At 36.0% G+C, this 22,608-nt stretch carries 15 protein-coding genes and 1 pseudogene; 5 read left to right on the top strand and 11 right to left on the bottom strand.

Annotated features, from left to right (window positions below):
- Positions 1-34: 34 nt before the first annotated feature.
- A complete protein-coding gene (locus CC92_RS0101635) occupies positions 35-946 on the top strand; it encodes a DMT family transporter (protein WP_029502156.1) in 912 nt (303 codons plus the stop codon).
- 196 nt (positions 947-1,142) lie between these two features.
- Complete coding sequence (locus CC92_RS0101630; RefSeq protein WP_029502157.1) at positions 1,143-2,030, top strand: Gfo/Idh/MocA family protein; 888 nt, start codon at positions 1,143-1,145, stop codon at positions 2,028-2,030.
- 266 nt (positions 2,031-2,296) lie between these two features.
- Here the strand turns inward: CC92_RS0101630 and CC92_RS0101625 are convergent, their stop codons facing one another.
- The 3 genes from CC92_RS0101625 to CC92_RS0101615 all read right to left on the bottom strand — a co-directional run bounded on the left by CC92_RS0101625 (position 2,297) and on the right by CC92_RS0101615 (position 8,341).
- On the bottom strand, positions 2,297-3,298 hold the full coding sequence (locus CC92_RS0101625) for a DUF6273 domain-containing protein (protein ID WP_029502158.1): 1,002 nt from the start codon (positions 3,296-3,298) through the stop codon (positions 2,297-2,299).
- Positions 3,299-3,396: 98 nt separating this feature from the next.
- On the bottom strand, positions 3,397-5,766 hold the full coding sequence (locus tag CC92_RS21335) for a hypothetical protein (RefSeq protein WP_051650641.1): 2,370 nt from the start codon (positions 5,764-5,766) through the stop codon (positions 3,397-3,399).
- A gap of 271 nt (positions 5,767-6,037) precedes the next feature.
- Entirely contained in the window at positions 6,038-8,341 is a 2,304-nt protein-coding gene (locus CC92_RS0101615) for a helix-turn-helix domain-containing protein (RefSeq protein WP_029502160.1), read from the bottom strand.
- A 230-nt stretch (positions 8,342-8,571) separates the two neighbouring features.
- Between CC92_RS0101615 and CC92_RS0101610 the strand changes: the two genes are divergently transcribed.
- Complete coding sequence (locus tag CC92_RS0101610; protein ID WP_029502161.1) at positions 8,572-9,552, top strand: aromatic acid exporter family protein; 981 nt, start codon at positions 8,572-8,574, stop codon at positions 9,550-9,552.
- A gap of 244 nt (positions 9,553-9,796) precedes the next feature.
- Here the strand turns inward: CC92_RS0101610 and CC92_RS0101605 are convergent, their stop codons facing one another.
- The 3 genes from CC92_RS0101605 to CC92_RS0101595 are packed head-to-tail and all read right to left on the bottom strand — an operon-like array spanning position 9,797 to position 13,800.
- On the bottom strand, positions 9,797-10,465 hold the full coding sequence (locus tag CC92_RS0101605; RefSeq protein ID WP_029502162.1) for an ABC transporter ATP-binding protein: 669 nt from the start codon (positions 10,463-10,465) through the stop codon (positions 9,797-9,799).
- Between the two features lie 4 nt (positions 10,466-10,469).
- The gene (locus tag CC92_RS0101600; protein WP_029502163.1) at positions 10,470-11,738 is read right to left on the bottom strand and encodes an FtsX-like permease family protein; all 1,269 of its coding nucleotides are present in this window, start codon (positions 11,736-11,738) and stop codon (positions 10,470-10,472) included.
- Between the two features lies 1 nt (position 11,739).
- Entirely contained in the window at positions 11,740-13,800 is a 2,061-nt protein-coding gene (locus CC92_RS0101595) for an ABC transporter permease (RefSeq protein WP_029502164.1), read from the bottom strand.
- 697 nt (positions 13,801-14,497) lie between these two features.
- Here CC92_RS0101595 and CC92_RS23565 point away from each other — a divergent pair.
- Both CC92_RS23565 and CC92_RS0101590 read left to right on the top strand, forming a co-directional pair.
- A pseudogene (locus CC92_RS23565) lies at positions 14,498-14,755 on the top strand (IS1634 family transposase); the annotation flags it as partial.
- Positions 14,756-14,857: 102 nt separating this feature from the next.
- Positions 14,858-15,409, top strand: coding sequence for a hypothetical protein (locus tag CC92_RS0101590; RefSeq protein ID WP_029502165.1), 552 nt, complete (start codon positions 14,858-14,860; stop codon positions 15,407-15,409).
- A gap of 249 nt (positions 15,410-15,658) precedes the next feature.
- Here the strand turns inward: CC92_RS0101590 and CC92_RS0101585 are convergent, their stop codons facing one another.
- The 5 genes from CC92_RS0101585 to clpX form a co-directional block, all read right to left on the bottom strand.
- Positions 15,659-16,006 (bottom strand): HEAT repeat domain-containing protein, encoded by a 348-nt coding sequence (locus tag CC92_RS0101585; protein WP_029502166.1) that lies wholly within the window; start codon positions 16,004-16,006, stop codon positions 15,659-15,661.
- 109 nt (positions 16,007-16,115) lie between these two features.
- Entirely contained in the window at positions 16,116-17,465 is a 1,350-nt protein-coding gene (locus CC92_RS0101580) for an MATE family efflux transporter (RefSeq protein ID WP_242841324.1), read from the bottom strand.
- A 266-nt stretch (positions 17,466-17,731) separates the two neighbouring features.
- Positions 17,732-18,340, bottom strand: coding sequence for a ribosome biogenesis GTP-binding protein YihA/YsxC (gene yihA, locus CC92_RS0101575; RefSeq protein ID WP_029502168.1), 609 nt, complete (start codon positions 18,338-18,340; stop codon positions 17,732-17,734).
- A 237-nt stretch (positions 18,341-18,577) separates the two neighbouring features.
- Entirely contained in the window at positions 18,578-21,007 is a 2,430-nt protein-coding gene (lon, locus tag CC92_RS0101570; protein ID WP_029502169.1) for an endopeptidase La, read from the bottom strand.
- A gap of 286 nt (positions 21,008-21,293) precedes the next feature.
- Positions 21,294-22,595, bottom strand: a complete 1,302-nt coding sequence (gene clpX / locus CC92_RS0101565) for an ATP-dependent Clp protease ATP-binding subunit ClpX (protein ID WP_029502170.1) — start codon at positions 22,593-22,595, stop codon at positions 21,294-21,296.
- Positions 22,596-22,608 lie beyond the last annotated feature (13 nt).

Here is a 22,608-nt window from a genome sequence, read left to right as displayed (position 1 = left end):
AACACCTTATATAAGCGCTAGAAATGAGGTTTCAATGACAACCCTACTTTTGATTTTAAGCATCACATTCTTTATCCTCCAATCCGTATCAATGAAATTTATTAAAGCGGAAACGTTACCCGAAAAGATGCTGATTCACGGATCTTTTACTCTAGTTGCAGGGATTGGTATGTGCTTATTTTTATTCCTATCGAAAGAACCATTCACATTTAGTAAAAATACCGTACTCTTCGGCATTCTTTTCGGATTTTTATTTGCCTTTACCATACTGTTTTATAATCTAGCTATCAACAGCGGTCCTCTATCCTATACTGCCTTTTATTTTTCTTCCAGTATGCTGCTTCCAACCCTTTTCGGTCTCCTCTTTTTAAAAGAAGAACTTCGTTGGACACTTATAGTAGCAATTATGCTATTCCTAATAGCATTCTATTTTCTTAACGTAACAAAAGAATCGAAGGATGAATCTGCTTCTTCCACTCAAAGAAAACAAAAAAGGCAATGGCTCCTCTATTGCATTTTAACTTTCATAGGGAATGGCTGCCTTGCTATTGTACAAAAGCTTCATCAGCATCTCCAACATGGTACTGAAGCCTCTGGGCTCATGTTACTTGGCTTTGCCTTTGCATCTCTTTGCTACTTTATTGCCTATCCTGTTGTGAAACAAAGTTCTTCAAATAAGGGGAGTATTATCTTAAGCCCGAAAAAGAAAGCGAAAGAGAACTTAATTCCAATTCTTTTTTTAGCAGCAGGCTCTCTTCTTGGTAACCTGTTATTAACAAGTTTAGCAGGAAAAATCCCTAGCAGCTATTTGTTTCCACTCGTACAAGGCAGTATTATCCTCGGAATTACAATAATTTCTACGTTATTCTTTCATGAGAAGTTGTCTACACGTGGAAAAATAGGTATCTTGTTAGGTGTTCTTGCAATTGTATTTATTAATATTTAGCTAATTGCTTTTCATTTTTATCAAGATAAATGCTTATCTATATATGAAATGTAACTGATTTTAAATATCAGTAAAACAAATACTTGAAACAGATTTTATTTTAATGAATCATTAAACTCTGAGAAGAAATTGCACCCTCAGCTACGTGATATGGTTCTTATAAAGTTTAATCTATTATGGAAAGGAAGTTAACATAATGATACGTATTGGCATAATAGGCTCTGATAACTCTCATGCATTAGCATTTTCTAAGCTAGCAAACCTGCCAGAGGAAGATGGAAATTACTTATATGATGATGTTCGAGTCACCTCTATCTATGGACTTGATAAGGAAAGGACAATCGAGGTAGCAAAAGAAGGAAAGATTGAAACGATTGTTAATCATCCAAAAGAAATGCTTTCTACCGTAGATGCAGTTATGGTTGTATTTCGTCATGGTAATCTCCATTATGAGTACGCACTGCCATTTGTGGAAGCTGGTATTCCAACCTGGATTGATAAACCCTTTACCATACAACCAGACGAAACAAGGAAGTTAATTGAAGCAGCGAAGAAAACTCATACTCTACTCGCTGGTGGTTCCACCTGCAAATACTGCCCAGACGTACTTTTATTACAGAAGGAATTTAATTTTTTACACCAACAGCATTCCGTTATTTCAGCTAATTTTAACTTTCCAGGTGAATTGACAAGCCCATATGGTGGAATTTATTTTTATGGAGGTCATGCGATTGAAATAATGACTACGGTTTTTGGAAAGAATCCAATCAGCGTGAAAACAGATGTACACTGTGGTAATTTAATTGCTCTTTTTAAATATGAGGATTTTGCTGTAACGATACATTTTGCAGAAGTTTCTGATTTCTTTGCAACAATTTATGCTAAGAATAAGGTTATTACTCATCCTATTAGTATTGCAACGGTCTATCGTCAGGGCTTTCAAAAATATGTTGACGCCCTAAAAAGAGGACAAATGCCTGAGGATTTTGATAGCCTCCTTCGCCCAGTACTATTGTTAAATGCACTTGAAGAAGCAATCCGCACTAAAAATGAAGTTCCTTTCTCTAATCTCTCTGTGAAATAAAGTTCCAACAGTTTTTTACTTCTTATCATTAGATCCTAGCTATTTTTTTACTTCTTATCATTAGAACCGAGCTTTTTTTAATATAGGTTTACCTCATTATCCATTCTACAGTAAAATGTCACCAGAGAAGATTTTATTCTTCCCTGGTGACATTTTCTTTCGCTTTTTATTTTATTGATTTTTCTCTTGCTTCTTCTCTTTCTCTCTTGTCCTTTTCTAATAATTTGTTATCCTATATAGTATTGTTCTTTCACAGTATTATCTACCTATTTCTCGTTTAATCCCTTGGTACGATATGGAGAAGTAATGCTTCCTTTCCCCTCAGATAAAATACAATCCTTATCCAGATATAATGCAGGGATTACACCAACACTTCCATCATAAGCATCTTTTGCTAGGATATAATCCTTTCCATATACTACTCGTACACTCGCACCATCCGGTTTTGCTGAGATTCCTCCATACTTTGGATCAGCACTCTCTTCTGCATAACTTGCCCTAGGAGTTCTTAACCAATAAGGAGAGAATGATAATTTATTTTTAGCTTCATTCTTTTCTTTTGCATTCTTCGTTGGCTCTTTCACTACTGGAAATCCAGCCTGATAGATAAGAGTATAAAACTCTTTTATATCTAGTAAAAATACCTTCTCTTCCGTAACTAAATATCTAGCTTCCTCATAGTTTGTAAGACAATCCTTCATAGCACTTTCATAGCGGTGTAGTTTGGCATCTTTATTTACAACTGAGGAAGAGGTACTATTTACCTCATCAATCAATTGTTTATGCTTGGTTAAAACAATTGCGTCTCGCTCCTCATTCGTGAACTCCGTTAAAAATCCTTGCTCCTCCTCGTATGCATTCCAACCGTCCTTGGTCGTTCCAGATTTTGGAGCACCAGAAGCATCATATGCAATCTCATCACCAACACCATTTAACCACGCACGTAAGTCACTCGATGCCCAGTAATTATTTCCGTAATTTTTTGCAGTATTTGCTACCCATAATTGATCATCAAACGCTTTATAGGTTAAGATATTCTCTGCATAGAGTAATGGATTTCCTTCCTTATCTATGTCGATCACTCTCCATAGAATTGGCTCTTTATCGTATGTTCCAAATGTAATATATTGGCCAATCTTGATATCCTTTGCTGTTGTAACTTTGGCTGCTAAGGCTTGATTACCAAACAGCCCTGTTATAGTACAAAACATTGCAAATAAGGCAACAACTCGATATATTACGTGTGATTTGTTTGATTTTCTATTCATTGAAACCTCCATTCCTGTCCACGAATTTTATACATGTAGAGTTTGTATCATATTGCTCAGAGACAAACTTTACGTGCGATTAGTTTATTTCGTACCTTTTACAGAACCAAATTATTCATAACCAAGGAGAGACTTGTACTTGGCAAATCAAGTTTACTATTTTTTAATATACAAGACTGAACCATGATATAGGAACCCTTTCCTAATGAGGATTCCTTAATACTTAATTCTGCATTCTTAAGTGTGGTTCCTTGCATCTGTAAGCTTAATGTACCCGTAGAAGTTGTTCCATCCTCGGGAGTATGCGATATCATCTTCATCTTATGCCCAGGAGCAAATACCGCTTGCGAAAAGTCTAACATTACATGAGCATTATTTTTTATATCAATTAAAGCACCACTCGCATTATTTCCTTCCATTACCGCTCCACCACAGATAGTCAAACTCTGATCACCTACCGCTTCTGTCGTCGTTCCACCTTTATCAAAAGCTAAGCAAACATTGTGGAAGCCACCGCCAGATATTACCACATGTTTTGATTCTATATTTAACCTGCTGGTTGGTGCATTAGGATCAGCATAGAAATGGCAATCGTAAAAACGCATTGTCTCACCTTTTACAATAAAGTTTTGGCCAATATTCTTAAAGATGCAATTTTTAAAAGTGATATCTCTTTCTACTTCATAGGTACTGCCACGATGTCTGGTAAGGTAATGCCCATCCAACATATGAATCGTACATCCTTCAATTATTGTCGGGCGATGAGACAAAGAAGAGTCCTCTCCTAATGCTAACGGCCCCATTAATACACAGTTTCTCATAATAAGACCATCAACATTTGCCCACACAGAACCACCATTGCCACCATAACGCTCTGTATTACGATACACATAGCAATCCTCTAATGTCATATCAATAATACGATTCATTTTATTCTCAAAAACCACCCTTGGAGCCTGGTGTTTTTTTACTACAATTCTCTTGTGAAATCCCCCCCAGGTATGGGATGCCTTAGCATTTAGGGCACTATTGGCAAAGCTTAAGAACCCTGAATTTCCTATGTAAGTTAAATCATGATCATATTGCCCATGTGTTACAAAAGCTCCATTCTCATCCCCAGTACAATGGCAGTTTTCTACAAGTGAATACGCACATCCTGTAAAATCATTTAGATGTCTTACATTATGAGCCCTACAATTAATTACACTTCCATAAAGGCATCCTATTTGTTGTATTAAATATCCTGTTCCACCAACGGTGACTTCTTCTGGATTCATTAGCAGGCAATCTCTGACCTCATATTGAGTACAATATCTGCGAAGGTTCAGTGGCCAGAATACTTTCGTAGCTTGAATATTTGTGATATTACAGTCTACACAGAATTCGTGAGCTACCGGACTAGTTCCTGTAGTATCAGAATGCCCTTGTCCTTCAAACTTAAGGTTTTTCACATTGACATGGCATACAGGTTCAATCTTTTGATAGGTAATCTTTCGTTTGCTCTTTAGCGGCCATGCATTTAGGTAGTTAAATGCTACATATTCGGTATCATTAACGCTCTTTCCAACTTTGGTTACCCGAAGAAGTTTTTGTATCTCTTTATCACTGCTTCCACCACCGATTGGTAGTCGCCCTGGCACTTCTTCCATTGGGCGTACATCTGTCTCAACATAATACCATTCATTTTCAGCGAATTTTTTGTTATTACCAACATAGAGATAGTCCGAATCTTCGCTAAATTCTGTTTCCACTAACGTACCTTTCTCGTTTTTTACAAACGGTAATGTAACTGTGATTGGACTGCCAACCTTTACTCCTTGGAAAAACATCATTGCTGCAAATGGATTATCTCTGTTTGCATTTTCAGCTCCATAGGTAAACATCGTGTGATTTTGAAAATCAAGTTCTAAATTACTTCGATGGAAAATATGTCTCTTGATTAATAATAAATCACTGCTTGCCTCAATTCGATGAAATGACTCATCACCTACCAGTGATTCTAATGCATTGTCTGCTGGTATACTCTCGTCAAAGATACCAAACCATCGAAAATAGCCAATACCATCGTGCATGACATGCCATGCCCCCACTCCATCGTTTGGCCGATGAACGGTTCCACCATTATCCTTTTCCTTGCTTTCTGAAAGGTAGACTAAGGTTTTTTGACCAGCATCGCCTGCCTTATAGTACCCTAGTAGATTGACTATCATTCCATCCTTTCGTTCTGACTTAGAAAGTTTTTTTAGGGACTCAACATCCGTCAAAGAAAGAACATCCTGTTCTTGCGCCTGCTTCTTGTCCTTTCCTGTAGCAGCAGATGCTGTTTTTCCAAACAAAAGAGGTGCACAGGCAATTAAAAGTCCCCCTGCACCAATGGCTTTCATCGCTTGCCTTCGGGTGACTTCCTTGGTTAGTGCGCTTTCTGTTTGGACAACTTCCCCTTGGTTTTCCATGCTTTGTTTTCGCATACCTAATACCTCCTTAATTTTGATAACAAATTAATTGTAACTTGGAGATTGTTCAGCGTAAACTTCCAGTGTTTAAAGATGATATTCGATACTTAAACTGCGATTATCAATTTTTAAGGTTTTATTATCAAAATATAATATTAGAATTGTATGTTAAAACAACAGCACGTCAACCCAAATACTAACTAAAAAAGGCCAAGAAATACCTTTGTAAAATTAATGCTTTACAATTGGTGCGGTATTTCTTGGTCCCTGTTTTAATACATATTCTTTAACTTCCTGCATGCACCTGATTACGGTAATCTCCTGGTGTAATTCCCTCATACTTCTTAAATAAACGTATTACACCAATCTCACCAACATAGCCTAATTGATTTGCAATTTCTTTAATCGGTAGTTCCGTGTCTCTAAGCAATTCTTTTGCCTTTGCTAACCGAAGTTTCGAGATATAGTCCTTAATATTCTCATCCTTATACTTCTTAAAGATATTGGATATATATTGTGGAGTAACTCCAAACTCTGAAGAAAGTCCATTTAAATCAAGCCAGTTCTCTCCAATATTTTGCTCAATACACTCAGCAATGGAATCCACCAAGCGTTTTGTCTTATTACTAACCGGAACTTCCGCACGCTCCTTCTGATACCAATCAATCAAAGAACAAAAATCTTGGAATGCAACCTGAAGATTTGGCGCTTTCATATAATTATCAAGGTCCAGAAGGTTACTCGACTCCTTCCCACTTGATATCATGGCGCCATCAAACAACTTCTTTAAGCTGATTGAGATTTCAAATAACAGACCTCTCGCTGCACCTGTCGATATTTTTTTCTTTCGTGCATTAATATCAAGGATACTTTGTAATAATTGCTTCGCCTTATCACTCTCACCTGTCTTGATATAGCGTAATAATTGATATTCCATCTCGCTTGGGTAATAATAATCCGCTTCCAAATTCTCTAACTCTGAAAAGCAATAAGGCTCAAATCCACCGTATAGTTTGTGTTGTTCCAGTGCTTTTCTGGCTTCATCAAAGCAAAGCTGAATACCCTTTAACGTATGATGCTGCTTACTAATACCAGTGTAAATATATAAGGAATAATACTTCTTAAGAAATTGATTTAACTCGAAAACCTTCTGGTATACGATTTCTTCTACTACCTCAAGTTCTTCTTCCTTAAGTGGATTTAATAAAAGAACTGCTGTATTTTGTCCCATATCAAGGTAGTAATAGTTAAACTTTTCTTGAAACAAATCCAAACCAACATTCTCCAGGATGAACTTTGCCAGTATCATACTTTGATCATTCTCTGTATTTTCTATTCGAAAGAAATCACATCCTTCTGAAACCTCGAGAGCTACTGTATAAAACTGATTCGTTGTAAAAGTGATTCCAAGCGGGACAAAACGTTCTTTCAAGCTGTTGTAATCGGTCACCATCCCACGTAGCAATTTCCCAAGTACCTCACGTTTTACAATTGGCTTTTGACTTTCTAATAGCCCAGAAAGTTCTCTACCATTTGTGATTTGTTCTTTGAGAGTAGTTTTAATAACTTCAAATTCATTCTTTACTATACCATCAACCTTAGTGTGTTTATCAATGTACTTTCGAATCTCACGAATTGGCTTAAAGCTATATTCTGCTAGGAAAGATACTATTACGATACCAATAATCAGGTATACAACTGTGACTCCTATCATTCGGAGCAAAAAATCATAGTTTTCAGAATAGAATAAATCCTTTGGTGTGGAGATGATAAACTTCCAGCCCAGTGTATCGGATAACTGTCGAAAAACAATACTATCCTTGGTATTATTTCCTACTGATTTATCAGTTACAAGTTCTTCCGGTAACAAAGGAGCATCTGAACTCGATAGGATGCAAACATTGTTTTCATTATAAATATAGATATCAGATTCTGTTGCAACATGAAACTGCTCAACCATAGAAAATAGTTCCTCAGCATTAATAAAAATTATGACTTGGCCAAGAGGTTTCTGCTTTGTTCCAACAGGAAAGGTTTGAAGTAAAGGCAATATATCAACTGGATTTTTATCATATTGATTGACCTTAATAATCGGTAAATAATTCTGAAAATGATTTCCCTTTAATTGATCTCTAAATTTTTCATACTCTGAAGCCTCAAAGGAATACATAACATCAAAAAATTTATCTGCCTTCATTCGTATGTTTGGTGTGATAATCTCATCAGTATTTTTTATGTACAGAAAATAATCGAATAAAAGGTCACTTGGTTTTTGTCTCAGTGTCAATTCCTGCATCGCCTCATGTAGTGTTACAGAGGGCAACCCTTTTGCAAATTGAACTAATTTCGTATTGAACGTAAACTCATTGCATAATTCCTCAATATATTTAGTGCTTGACTCGACACTGGTACGAAGTTCTGTTAATAACAACTGTTTCGTATTCTCAGTTTGCTTCGTAATTTTTGCCGTTATCTGCGAATAATAAGCAAAGCCGCTACTTAAAGCTACAATCAATATTAAGATATACGAAGAGAAAAAAACCATATAAACACTTGATTTTTTTAGAATTTTTAAATTACGAAATAACATGTAACTTTGCCCCTCCCATTCCTTCCATATAAGTAACTATGAAATCCTACCTTTGATGATACTATAGATTTCACTTTTTGTTAATACTTTTGGTGTATTTTAGTCCTTTTTTACCTGGAGGGGGTTAAATAAATAACATTGATAGGAGGTATGCAATGACACTTTGCTTTGACGGAAATTTATGGTATGATAAAAAATAGAAATCGAACCTTATCGTGAAGGAGGATTTAATGAAAAACTTTAACAAAGTAAGTAAAATTGCTTTTGGAAGTACCCTTGCAATCTTACTCGCGAATGCCATTGGGCTAGACTATAGTATATCTGCCGGGATTATAACCCTTTTAACAATACAAGATACAAAAAAAGAGACAATTTTTATTTCTCTGAAACGTATCGTTGCATTTCTATTTGCCACGATACTAGCACTCCTACTTTTTCCGAACTTCGGATTTCGTACCATTCCATTTGGTGTATTTCTTTTTTTGTTTGTTGGTGGTTGTTCCATTGTTAAATTGCAAGATGGAATAGCGATGAATTCAGTACTTGCTACTCATTATATACTCTCTGAGAGTATTAGTATCACCATGATAACAAATGAAGCTCTCCTTCTTTTTATTGGGGCAGGAATTGGTACCCTCATTAATTTATTTATGCCAAGTAACGTAAAACAAATTCGAGAAGTACAAGAACAAATTGAATCTGATTTGCGCAAAATTTTATTTCGTATGGCTTATTTTCTAAGAGAGTCCGATAAGAGTGAGTATAAAGATCACTGTTTTACACCCTTACAAGAAGATATTAATCTAGGTCTTACGTATGCTTATACCAATATGAACAATACCTTATTTCAAGAATCTCAATACTTTATTCGATATATGGAGATGCGTAAACAACAGTTACAGGTACTAACAGAAATTTATGAAAAAATCATATCTCTTCATTCTGTGCCAAATCAGGTTTTACCGATTTCACAGTTTATTGAAAGAATCGCAAATTCCCTTGCAGAATCAAATAATGCAAAGGCGCTATTACAGCTTGAACTAAGCTTAGAAGAAGAATACCGTAAAAGCTCACTACCTCTTACTAGAGAAGAGTTTGAAGACCGTGCTGTATTATATATGATTTTAAAAGAGTTTAAGATATTTCTTATGATGAAGGAGCAATTTTCTGATACATTAACAAAGGATCAGATACAGAAGTACTGGTCCTAGGGTTGTTATTGATATAAGCCTTGTCTCCTACATTGTAATTTACTTAATAAGAGGAAAGCGAAATAGTCTTTTGATTATTGCTTAAGTATTACAAAATATTATTTTTGACATATGCAGTGAATAATTATCCCATCCTCTGGTTTTTAAATCTCTCCACATTGGCAATTGCGAACGTTAAGTCTAACATTTTCCGCATATACCTCAATCACGTTCAGTAAATACCAAAAAATAAGATCAGTTTCCTTTACTCGGTTTGTATTTTACCATCACCCATACGGACTATAACATCAGCTTCGTCAGCGATAGTTAAATCATGGGTTACAACGATAACACAGTAGTTATCTACATGAGCTAATTGTTTTAAAATTCCTATTATATTTTTTCCGTTCTCGGAATCTAAATTGCCGGTTGGTTCATCAGCTAAAATCACATCAGCCTTGCTTGCCAATGCTCTTGCGATTGCTACCCGCTGTTGTTCTCCGCCAGAAAGCATAGATGGTAGCCTTTTAAAATACTGTTCATCCAAACCAACTGATTTCAACTTGTTTATGGCTACTCCCGCTGCTACTTTTTTCGATACCTTATTAAGACGTAACGGGTACATGACATTTTCCAATATCGTAAGAAGAGGAAATAAATTATAGCTTTGATAGATAACAGCTACCTTGTCTCTTCGATATAAGTCACAATCCATTTCTTTTGTAGGTGCATTATCATATAATACTTCACCTTGTGTCGGTAAATCTAATCCAGCCAGTAAAGACAACAGTGTTGTTTTACCACTACCACTTTTTCCTACAATAGCATACATTTTCCCTGGTACAAAGCTATAGGTAACATTATTAACTGCATTAACTGTCTGATATTTATTATGGTAGGTATAGACCACGTGCTGTAAGCTTATCATATCCATCTTTCTACTCCTTTTCTTTCAAAATTGCCATAACCTTTACATTCACAATCCAAAATATAACAACACCAGAGCCTAACAGATAACATAGTAAAAATGCAACAATGTTATCCCAAGGAGGTCTTATTTCAAAATGATATGACATGTAATATACAATTAATCCAAGTGCGGTGCCAATAATGCCTAAAAAAAACTGCTCAAAAAAGGCTTCTCCAAATACCATCCCTTTTTTAGTCCCTAAAGAACGCATGACAGCAAACTCAGGCTTTCGGTTTCTGACAAATAGAAAACTTGATAGAAAACCAATAAAGAAGGACATCATAATGATAACCGGTTGTAATATCTCTAAAACCTTTATATTATCCTTGATACTAGATACCGTCTTGTTTAAAGTACCATCATATACTGTAATAGCATATTCATAATAAGTCAGCACATTAGAAGCTTCATAATCTGTCAAGGTACCTGTAATGTCTACGTTTGTAAAATATCTTGCAAGAAGTTCCTTAAAGATATCAATCTGTCGGTTGTTTTTTATACTAAAACTTAGACTATCTGTATGAATCATTCCAGTAATTTTTATGGAGAGTGCCTTAATAATTTCCCAAGGACAATAGATATTACGATTATCTCCTTCATAAGTTCCGACTACCTTAAATCGTTGTTCAGCAAATATATCTTCACTATATGCGGAGTCACCCACTGCCAAACGCACATAGCAGTTTCCTTCTTTGTCTTTCGACAAAGTCTGAAATATGTCAGCGGATACAATACAAACCGATTCATCAGATAAAAATAACGATTCCGAATAATTTTCAAAATATGTTATCGCATTACTTTCTTGCGCAATCAAGCTGTCGGTAGAAAGATGAGTCAGCCCAATCAAGTCATCTGCATCTCTTAGATTAGAAATAAAGACTTCCTGTCCTTCAACAAGATACTGATACTTTAAGTTAAGCTTAAACTTCAAGTTTTTCACATAAGAGGAAAAGGGGATAACATCTTTTTTTCCAAGAAAGGTACTCTCATCCGAAAGAAATAAAGATACGATGTAGTCTTTTATATAAAGATTATCAGTTTGTGTTCCCCGCAGATTAGATACCACACATTCCACATCAAGGTTTTGGTAAATGTCATCCAACTGATGCTCTTTTTTTTCCAGCGTATTATTGAGTATACAAAGATACAGCACGAAAGAAAAGGTTAACATCATTAGTGCGATACAGCCCTTCCTCCCACGTTTCATTCTGTTTATAGCATATTCTACGATAAACATGTCAGTTCTCCTTGTTCCTCATTAGTTTTAGCGGCCTTTTTTTCATAATAGAATGCCCATAAATCCATATAACAAAAGTAAATACCAGTATCTGCACCACAGCTACGAAAACCGCAATCTGCGGCAACTTCTGTACGGTCAAGTCTCTCACCAGATTGGTATCTGAGGTAATAGCAGCACTGAAGGTTGTATTGATGCTTTCATGTGTTGAAGCATTACTATAGACATAATCTATGATACTTCCCAGCATTGAATATCCTAGTATTCCACTGATTGCTGAAGCAAATATCACAAGTGACAAGGTACTGGTAAGGATATGTATGAGAGTATTTTTTCTACCTGAACCAAGGGAAAGCATCATACCTGCTGTCTGCTTCAATTTTGTCACATACAAGGCATGGAATAAAACCAGTACAGCAATCCAGGTTGTAATACCGATAATCAGCATTACACGTGTAGTTGACAGGTAGTCCGTCAAGGTATCCTCAATTTGGGAATACCCCTGGTCATAAAAGTAGAAAATATCTTGATAGCCCAGAGTCTCTTGATATGTTTTCATCTTATCTATACTGCCATTTTTAAGAATTATGGTATAAAAGATACCTGTGTTATCCGTATATGCTTCACAGGTTATGGATTTATTTGGAACAAAAATAGTGTTTGGAGTAAATGTATAGCTGGTGTCTGCCCATAAATTAGATTGGCGATAGATACCTATAATCTCGAAGGACTCACTCTCCGTGCTAAAACCTACTACAGAGCTGTATTGATCCGCTGGTGGATTATAGTTTTTCTCCAGATATGAATCATATCCCTGATAGAAAGCTAGGGGTATTACATCGCCAACCTTCAAGTCATTCGCTAAGGCTAGTGATTCTGAAATAAGGCAAACTCTGTTTCCACTTTTATATTCGTCTTTCGTAAAACTTCTACCGCTCGTGATTATAGCTCTGTTTTGATGAAATTCAAACATACTTTCTAGCAGATCAGTTCCAAGTACAGGGACTGACTGGTTGGTAATCTCGTACTGTTTAAACGCATCTCTCCACAATTTTCCTTCTTCTGAACTAAGGAAAGTATCTACATCTGTCATCAATCTAGCAATCGTTGGAAGTGTAACAGCATTAATTTCTCCATCGGTTGCAGCAACAGTTTCTACTGTTCCATCGGAATGGATAACAGTATGTCCTCCCATCAAAAAACTCGCAGGGTTTTGCACAGACATCCTAGCTGATCTAATAGATTCTAGATCGGTAATACTGAGAGTGGAAGATTTCTCATTATATTCATATAAAGCAGCAACATTACCTATATCAAAATCGTGTTCTTTTAAATCGGTAACGAAGTCTTCAATATCATAGTTGATGTTGTTCCAGTCAACTTCATTCATTGATATTTTAAAACGTTCCGCTATATCTTGTCTAAGCGCAAGATCACTATCTACATAGTTTTGTCCAAACACTAGGTAAGTTCCGTCTATTTCTAAACTTGCGTCGTTCCATTCATTTTCAGAAAAATATCGATATGTAAAGTGTAAAGATCCCTCAGGTGGCATATAGCCTTCATGTAATAATAGAGATTCCTTAATCTTCGCTGCAACATCAACTGTTTGAGATGTCTTATCATGATCCAAGCTTTCAATTGTGACCACAAAAGCAGCATCTCTATAAGGTTCATCTTTCGAGTGAGAATAATTACTCTCTTCCATCGCTGATACCAAAGTGTGAAGTCCCTCTGAATAGGCAGATATGAATTGTTGCTGGTATGCACCTTTAACTTCGGGGTTTGTATCAGTCAGACTGTTCATCCATTCACGAATCTCACTGGTTATAACACTTTGTTCAGATTCGAACACTCTATCACCAACCATCTCTTGTGTTTTTACTGTACGGTTGGTGGGTAAGGCAATGGTTGTATAGACAGAACCTGCTTCCTTTATGGTCACATTAGCAGAATAATATAAGCCGATACTCATGCACAGAACTGTGCCAGATAAAACCAGCATAATAATACAAATCATAGATTGTGTTGGTTGTCTTAATAACTGTTTTAAACTATTCATGGTTAATTTTCTTTTCCTTTAGGGTAAATAGAATTTAATATTCTATAAAGCTATATGGAATTACACATGGAGGTCCACTACAGCTTACTGTAGAAGTATAGGAATCTCTATGCGAGCAGTAACTACAATAGCGTGCATATTCAAAAGTGTGTTTTGTGCCTGAATGATAATTATATCCAGTATAGGAATACGAAGTAAATACATGTGAAATATTGGTGGAATGGCTGACTGTTCGAATTGAATCACCACAAGAACATTTCTAAATATCATAAGTTATTTTTTCGTGTTCATTATGATCACCGTTGTCAACATAAGCAAAACTAACTCCATCCTTAATATTATAGTAACAAATGTGTGCAGATACAATTTTAGGTGCAGACAAAGACAGTATGATTAATAATAAAACAACGATTCTCTTTAAGGTGTTCAATAATATGAGAAATGATTGGTATAACAATTTATAATTTCATTTTATAATAAACGGGATAATATGTCAACTTATTCCATATATACCTATATTTAGTAATTAACGCTATGATCTTTAGGATTAAAATCAATATAAAAATGTCTGTACTAGCCTTTAAATAAGGCTTTTTTATTGCAGATAAGTATTAGTAGTGCTATATTCGATGAGGTATCTATATGGCTTGTTTTTTGAAGAAAAGCACTTTGAAAAACTTTGAAAAACAAAACTTTTCTTTCGATTAAAATCAACCAAAAAGCCATTGACAAGGATTTGCGAGTTTCAGGTTACAACCTGCTTATAACTTCTGAAACAGAAATGGCTGATAGAGATATCAATAACACATACCATAACCTTTGAAGGATCGAAGAATCCTTTAAGATAATGAAGTCTGATCTTGATGCACGTCCAGTCTATCTTCAAAAGGACGAAACGATGAAAGGACATTTCCTCATCTGTTATCTAACTGTATTGGTAGAGAGACTATTTCAGTTCAAATAACTTTAAGAGAAGAGCATGTGAACTTATAGCACTTAATTTCATTGTGATTTACCAATTCCATGTTATAATTAGTAAAAAAGGAAGTAAATTATTATGTATGAATGGAAAAATAGTAAAATTAAAAGTCAGTTTGAAATGCAAAAAATGGTTGCCAAAAATAATGGTGTTTCTTCTTTTACCGAGGCGGATCTGTCTACTACAAACTTAAAGTCGAAAAACTTTACTTCAATACACGATCCACAAGCGAAGAGATTAGTCGAACTTGCTTATATTCGTGGAACTTTAAATGGTCTTCAACTTGCAGATACACAAGCAGAAGCAGTATCTGAAGATAAGAAATCAGCTGTCGTTATTACGAAACAAGTAGAAGTTCAAAAAGCAGTGAATGAAGAAAGACTTTACTTTGTTGCTTGTAAAATAAGAAATAAGCAAGATAAAGTAGTCTATACCAATCTTATGTTAAAGGCTAGAGCAGATGCCGAAATAGAATCCATGGCTTCCTATGAATGCAGAATAAAAAATCAAACCTTAATTCAATGCAAAATTGTGAAATCCTATGGCACTGATACGATGCAATTTCAGTTTGGTATTGGAACTAAGGATCAGACGACTCTTGCAGCACTTGGGAAGAAGATGTTACAGTAGTGGCTTCTAAAATTTTTGTGAATGTTATTAGAGGTAGTCGTTTTATCAATATTATATTTAACTATATAAAAAGAAGATTAGCCTTATTAAGATAGCTAATCTTCTTTTTAATACCTCATCGCATAGCACCTATTATCACTCTCAATTACAATGCAGCTCTAAAATCTATTCATCTGATCCAACTATTAAAAATCTCCATAGGGTATGACCACTACTTCGGCCAACCTATGGAGTATAAAAGTTATCTACTTATTTTTTATTACGAATTTGATGCAGAGTATCCAATACCGCATCATGTAACTTTGAATTTTCCGATGGTACTTTTGCTAATAACAGTTGAAGCGTTGAGGTAACATGATCAGTTCCTATTTTTCCAAGTGCAGAAAGCGCAGCAAGCTTTACGTCCTCCTCATCACCTTCTAAGATTGCCAATACTATATTGACTGATTCATCCGAATTATCCTCTGAGCAGGCTTTCGCCAAAGATATTCGTGTATTAGCATCCGAATACAAATATTTTTTCTTTAGTTTATCCCATTCTTTTTTCTGAACCAAATGTTCCATTTTTTCTTCAGTGCTTCCACCAAAACCAAACATACTTAAGCCCTCTTTCCTTGTACTTTCATACTATTTGGTTATCAAATAAGCGTTTCACTCATTTAGTAGCCACTTTTAAGTATAGCACTTCTTAAGTAAAATGCAACCGCTAGGAGATGACTTGCCTTTTCCAAATCCCCATCTTGTAAATAATCCACAGAATTGCTGCTGATATTCCATTACTTACAACAACAGCATACCAGATACTTTCCACACCCATATGAAGGATACGTTCGCATACAAATAATGTAGCTAGTCTAAAGACCCATAGTCTCGTAGCATCAATTGTCATATTAATCATGGTATGACCAGAACCTTGATGCAAGCCGTTGGTTGTATTATAAATACCGTTCGTAAAGCACCAAAAAGCCATCAATTGTAGAAAGTCCGTGCCTAAGCGTATTACCTCAGGATCATCACTAAAAATACGCACAATCGGTTCTGAAACAGCATTTCGTGATAATATCAATCCACCAACAAATAAGAAAATTACTGCTATTCTTCTTGCCAATAAATAAGCTTTTTGAGCTCTAACCTGATCTTTAGCACCGACACATTGTCCAACAATGGTTGCAACTGCAGAACCCATAGCATTTGCAGGCATTGATATTAATCCATTCACACGGTTTCCTATTCCGTATGCACTTACCGCAGTGGAACCATATTTAATTACATTGGAAGTCATCAAGAGAAATCCTAGTTGCATGGTACTTCCACCAATCGCAGTAGGCAAACCTATTTTTGCAATTGACTTTAGCTTATCCTTTTGAATTTTTAAACTTTCTTTGGTTATATAAAGAGATTTTTTATTATTACATAGACTATATAATGCAATTAACGCACAAGGAACCTTCGCTAATAATGTAGCTAATGCTGCACCTGCGATGCCCCAATCAAATCCTATCATAAATAGAGGATCTAAAATCATATTTAATATAATTCCAAAAAGATTTAAAAACATTGGCTTTACAGTATCTCCCTGCGATTGATTTACGGCAGTAAAGATATTAATGGTAAATAAAAATGGCATATCCAATATTACAATTCTTAAATATGTAACCGCCATGGAATAAAACGATTCACCACCTGCTAGCCATCCAACCAAAGCTGGAGTTAATAAAAAGCATATAGCTGAACAAGCGACCGAAAATATCATACAAGAAGCAAATAACTGTCCTACCATTGTTTTTGCATTCTTTTCATCCTTGGCTCCTAAGTACTGTGATATTAAAATTGCACCAGCTACAGTAATACCAGAACCAAAATTAACAATGATATTCTGAATCGGAGTCACTACCGTAATGGCTGATTGTGGGTCCGTACCAATTTTACCAAGCCAGTAGGAATCTGTAAGATTATACATCGTTTGAATAAAATTGTTCACGACGATTGGTATGGCTAACATTAATATTGTTTTCCATAAGGTTCCCTTAAGTAAATAGTCTCTGTTTTCCTTCATTCGCATAGCTCACATCTCTTTTCACACACTTTTTGTACGTTATAGTACGTCTTCTTCCTATAAGACATTGTAATCACTTACATCAATTATAGCAATGGTAAAAGTCTAATAAACGAAATCTCAATAAAAAAACTAAGAAGCAGTAGCAAAAAATCTGTATTTTTTGTAATCGCTTACATTTGTATAAAAAGAAGGATAACGTATCACCTTTGTGCTACGATATCCTCCCTACCTAATCATTCGACATTAGTTAAGACCTACATCGATTATAACTCACTTACTGTCTCTGGGACTTCTAAATACTGTTCAATGCATCTCCAGATATCATCCCTTCCCTCTTTGGAGAGAGAGGAAAATGGCATGATTTTAGTATTAGCCCCTGCGCACAGCCCAGTTCGTACCATCTTTATATGCTTGTCTCGTTGGCTACGATTGATTTTATCTAGTTTTGTTGCTATAATCACTGGTTCAAATCCATTATGAACAATCCATTCATACATATCTTTATCATTTGCAGAAGGCTCATGCCGAATATCAATTAAAAGAAATATCACTTTTAACTGTGTTGACGTTCTAAGATATTTCTCAATCATTTTACCCCATTTTGCTTTTAACTCCGCAGATACTTTTGCATAACCATAACCCGGGAGATCTACAAAATATAACTTATCATTGATGTGATAAAAATTAATTGTCTGCGTCTTTCCTGGTTGTGAAGATGTTCTTGCAAAAGATTTTCTATTCATCAACGAGTTAATTAACGAAGATTTCCCCACATTAGATTTTCCAGCAAAAGCAAATTCTGGCTGTGTATTCACCGGTAAAATACTGGTTACTCCACATACCGTTTCCAAATCTACTTGGTTTACATTCATAATTTGCCTCATTTCCTGGCTACTTGTTGTGTGACTTAACATATTGACAAATCATTGATCTATCGTTAGAACAAAAGAACTATTCTTACCTTATCGTTTATGCTAACTTTTCGATATCTGGGTAATAGCATGAACTTATCATGAAATTCACTTACAAGCAGCCTTATAACTATATTTATTTTTCTATCTTAAATTAACTCTTTATAAAAACAACTATGAAAGTCATATTTTAAGGTTTTACACAAGCGCATGTTTTAATACTTCTTCCATCGAAGTAACACAGATTACTTCCATACCATCTGTTATTTCTTTCTCTAATTCTTCAAAATCCAGTCTATTTTTTTCAGGTATTATAACTTTCTTAATTCCCGCATTCTTTGCAGCCAATAGCTTTTCTTTTAGTCCGCCAATTGGTAATACACGACCACGAAGTGTTATTTCTCCAGTCATTGCAACCTTGGAATGTACCTTTTTCCCAGTAATCGCAGATAGCACTGCTGTAGCCATCGTTATACCTGCACTCGGACCGTCTTTTGGAGTAGCACCTTCTGGAATATGAAGATGAATATCATTCTTCCCAAAATAATCCTCTGCGATCTGATATTCCTTACCAATAGATCGAATATAGCTGATTCCAAGCTGGGCAGATTCTTTCATCACATCCCCCATCTGGCCTGTCAATATAATAGCACCTTTTCCTGGTAACGAATTTACTTCTATCTGTAAGGTAGTTCCACCTACGCTCGTCCAAGCAAGACCGCATACAATTCCAACTTCATCCTTTTGATTCGCCATTTCATTTCGATACTTTGGCTTTCCAAGGTAAGTGGTGATATTCTTTTCTGTCACCTTAATCTTTGATGGCTTTGTTATTACACTAACCTCACCCATCTCTAAAGTAGCTGCGACTTCATTAAGACTCTGATTCTTCGTACGTGGATTTCCTTTTGCCCTCTTTTTAAGATCACGATTCTGCTCTGACTCTTGCTCTAATAATTCTCTGGCACATTTCCTACAAACTTCCGATATCTTACGCTCTAAACTACGAACTCCAGCTTCTTTTGTATAATCGCTAATTATCTTTCTAAGCGCCTTCTCTGAGAAACTAATCTGGCTCTTTTTCAAACCATTCTTTTCTATTTGCTTGGTAAGTAAATGATTCTTAGCAATATGGAATTTTTCATTTTCTGTATAAGAACTCACCTCGATTATTTCCATACGATCTAAGAGAGGTTTCGGTATTGTTTGCGTTGAATTTGCGGTTGCAAGGAACAACACTTCCGATAGGTCAACCGGGATTTCCACGTAGTGGTCTACAAAATGGCAATTCTGTTCGGAATCAAGTACCTCTAACATAGCTGACGCTGTATCACCTTTATAATCAGAGCTCATCTTATCAATTTCATCAAGAAGCATTAGAGGATTTTTCACCTTCGCTTGCTTAAGCCCTGTAATAATACGTCCAGGAAGAGCACCTACATAGGTTCTACGATGTCCTCTTATTTCAGCTTCATCTCTGACACCACCAAGACTTATACGGACATACTCTTTATTAAGAGCTTTGGCAATCGAACGAGCAATCGAAGTTTTTCCGGTTCCTGGAGGACCAACAAGACAGATAATCGGACTATCACCCTTTTTCGTCAACTGACGTACGGCTAAGAACTCAAGAACACGTTCCTTTACCTTTTTTAACCCATAGTGCTCTGTTTCTAGTACTTCTTTTGCATAGGCTAGGTCTTTAAAATCTTCACTAACCTTGTCCCAAGGTAACGCAAGTAAAGTCTCAACATATCCTCTTGCAACAGCACTTTCTGAGTTACTTCCAGCAACATTTTGAAATCGTTCGATTTCTTTCTTTATCTTCTCTTTCACTTCATCACTTGCGGTTAATTGTTCTAATTGCTCTTGATACTGCATAACATCGGAAACAGAACTCGTTTCACCAAGTTCCTCTTTAATGACCTTTAGTTGTTCCCTCATTATGTAGTCTTTCTGATTTTTGTCAACTTTATCCTTAACCTTATTCTGAAGCTCCTTTTTTATTCGCATGACTTCTATCTCATCCGCTAAGATTACACATAGGCGTTCATACTGTTCCATCAAATCGCTTGCCGCTAACAAAAGTTGCTTATCCTCTAACGTCATAGGAATATGAATCGAAAGTTGTTCCACCATTTTTTCTATTTCTCTGGATGCTTCCACTTGACGAATGATATCCTTATTTAACTTATTGTTTTCAGCGATATATACTTCAAATAGATCTCTAAGCGCACGAACCATTGCTTCTTCTTCTGCCTCAGTTAAGTTAAGAAGCTCTGCTTCCATGGATGTAGATTGCGCTTTTAGATATGGTTGCTCCGATACTAGGGAATCTAAGGTTGCTCGTTCCAATCCGGTAACTAAAACACGTATTACATTTCCAGGAAGTTTTATCATTTGTTTGATTTCTGCTATTGTCCCTACACGGTACAAGTCCTCTATCGTAGGGTTTTCGGTTTCTGCATCAATCTGCGAAACAAGTAGTACCTGCTGATTTATTAGCATTGCTGCCTCAATTGCTTCAATACTGGTTTTTCTATTAACATCAAAATGAATCAACATTCCGGGCATGACTGCCATATTTCTTAGAGCCACCACGGGCAGTTGTCTCGTATATTCACTCATTAATACCTCCAAAACTATGAATTAAAACAAACTATAAAATTTTCAATCATTTACACTTGATAACATGCCTCTTAGTAAACTGTGAAAGATTAAAAATCTTTCACTCTAGTCATGTTGCCTTAGAATTTCTTTTCACACTTCTGTTAACAAAAGTCTGCCAGCTATCTGATTAGAATTCGCCGACAGACTTCTTCATGTTAGTTATATTATCGGATTTACGGTGCAAAAGGTGCACCTTTTATCAGAATCTGCTTTGCATCTTCTGATAAGTTATACGATCTCATAACTAAGCTATTTCATTATTGCTTTTTTTTGCTACCTTTTTTTGAGCAATCTTACGTTGCTGTCCATTCTCGGCAGTTACCAACTTAGGCTCTTCTTTCCCTTGAGCAGCCTCCTTAGTGATAATGCATTTAAGAACACTGGTATCCGTTGGTACTTTAAACATAGAATCCATCATGACAGATTCCATAATTGCACGTAATCCTCTTGCACCTGTTTTACGTTCAAAGGAACGCTTCGCAATCTCTTTCAGCGCATCCTCTTCAAAAGCAAGTTCGACACCATCTAACTCAAACAACTTGCGATATTGTTTCGTGATAGCATTCTTTGGCTCCGTTAGAATTCGTACTAAAGCCTGTTCATCTAATAAATCAAGAGCAGTAGTCACTGGCACACGCCCTACAAACTCTGGAATCATTCCAAACTTAATCAAGTCTTGTGGCAACACCTGACGGAATAACTCACCGATGTTTGCCTTTTGACCATGTGCAATTTCAGCATTAAATCCAATGGACTTCTGCCCGATTCTGGCTTCCACGATTTTCTCTAATCCATCAAATGCACCACCACAGATAAACAATATATTCGTAGTATCAATCTGAATAAATTCCTGATGAGGGTGCTTTCTCCCACCTTGTGGTGGAACGGAAGCCACGGATCCTTCCAAAATCTTTAAAAGTGCTTGCTGAACTCCTTCGCCAGATACATCTCTTGTAATCGATGTATTCTCTGACTTACGTGTTATCTTATCAATCTCGTCGATATAGATAATACCATACTGTGCTCGTTCAATATCGTAATCTGCTGCTTGAATAATCTTGAGCAGAATATTTTCCACATCTTCTCCAACATAACCTGCCTCTGTCAATGCAGTTGCATCTGCAATGGCGAAAGGTACATTAAGGATTTTTGCTAAAGTCTGTGCAACATAGGTTTTACCTGAACCAGTCGGTCCAATCATCAGAATATTACTCTTCTGCAGTTCAACATCTAAATCTTTCTCTGATAATACACGCTTATAATGATTATAAACGGATACAGACAGAACCTTTTTCGCTTCTTCCTGTCCAATCACATATTGATCTAAAAATTCTTTAATTTCCTTCGGTTTTAAGAGGTTAATACCGGATGCAGACTCCGCTACATCATCATCGAATTCTTCCTCTACTATCTCATAGCAGAGCTCAATACATTCATCGCAGATATAGACATCACCAGGTCCTGCAAGAAGTTTTCGCACCTGTTCTTGAGACTTTCCGCAGAAGGAGCATCTAACCTGTTTTCTATCTTCTGTTCTATTTGCCAATCTGTTCACCTCT

Source organism: Lachnoclostridium phytofermentans (assembly GCF_000733755.1).
Lineage (GTDB): Bacteria > Bacillota > Clostridia > Lachnospirales > Lachnospiraceae > Lachnoclostridium > Lachnoclostridium phytofermentans_A.
Note: the sequence above shows the minus strand (reverse complement) of the source record. Positions and strands in the feature narration are given on the sequence as shown.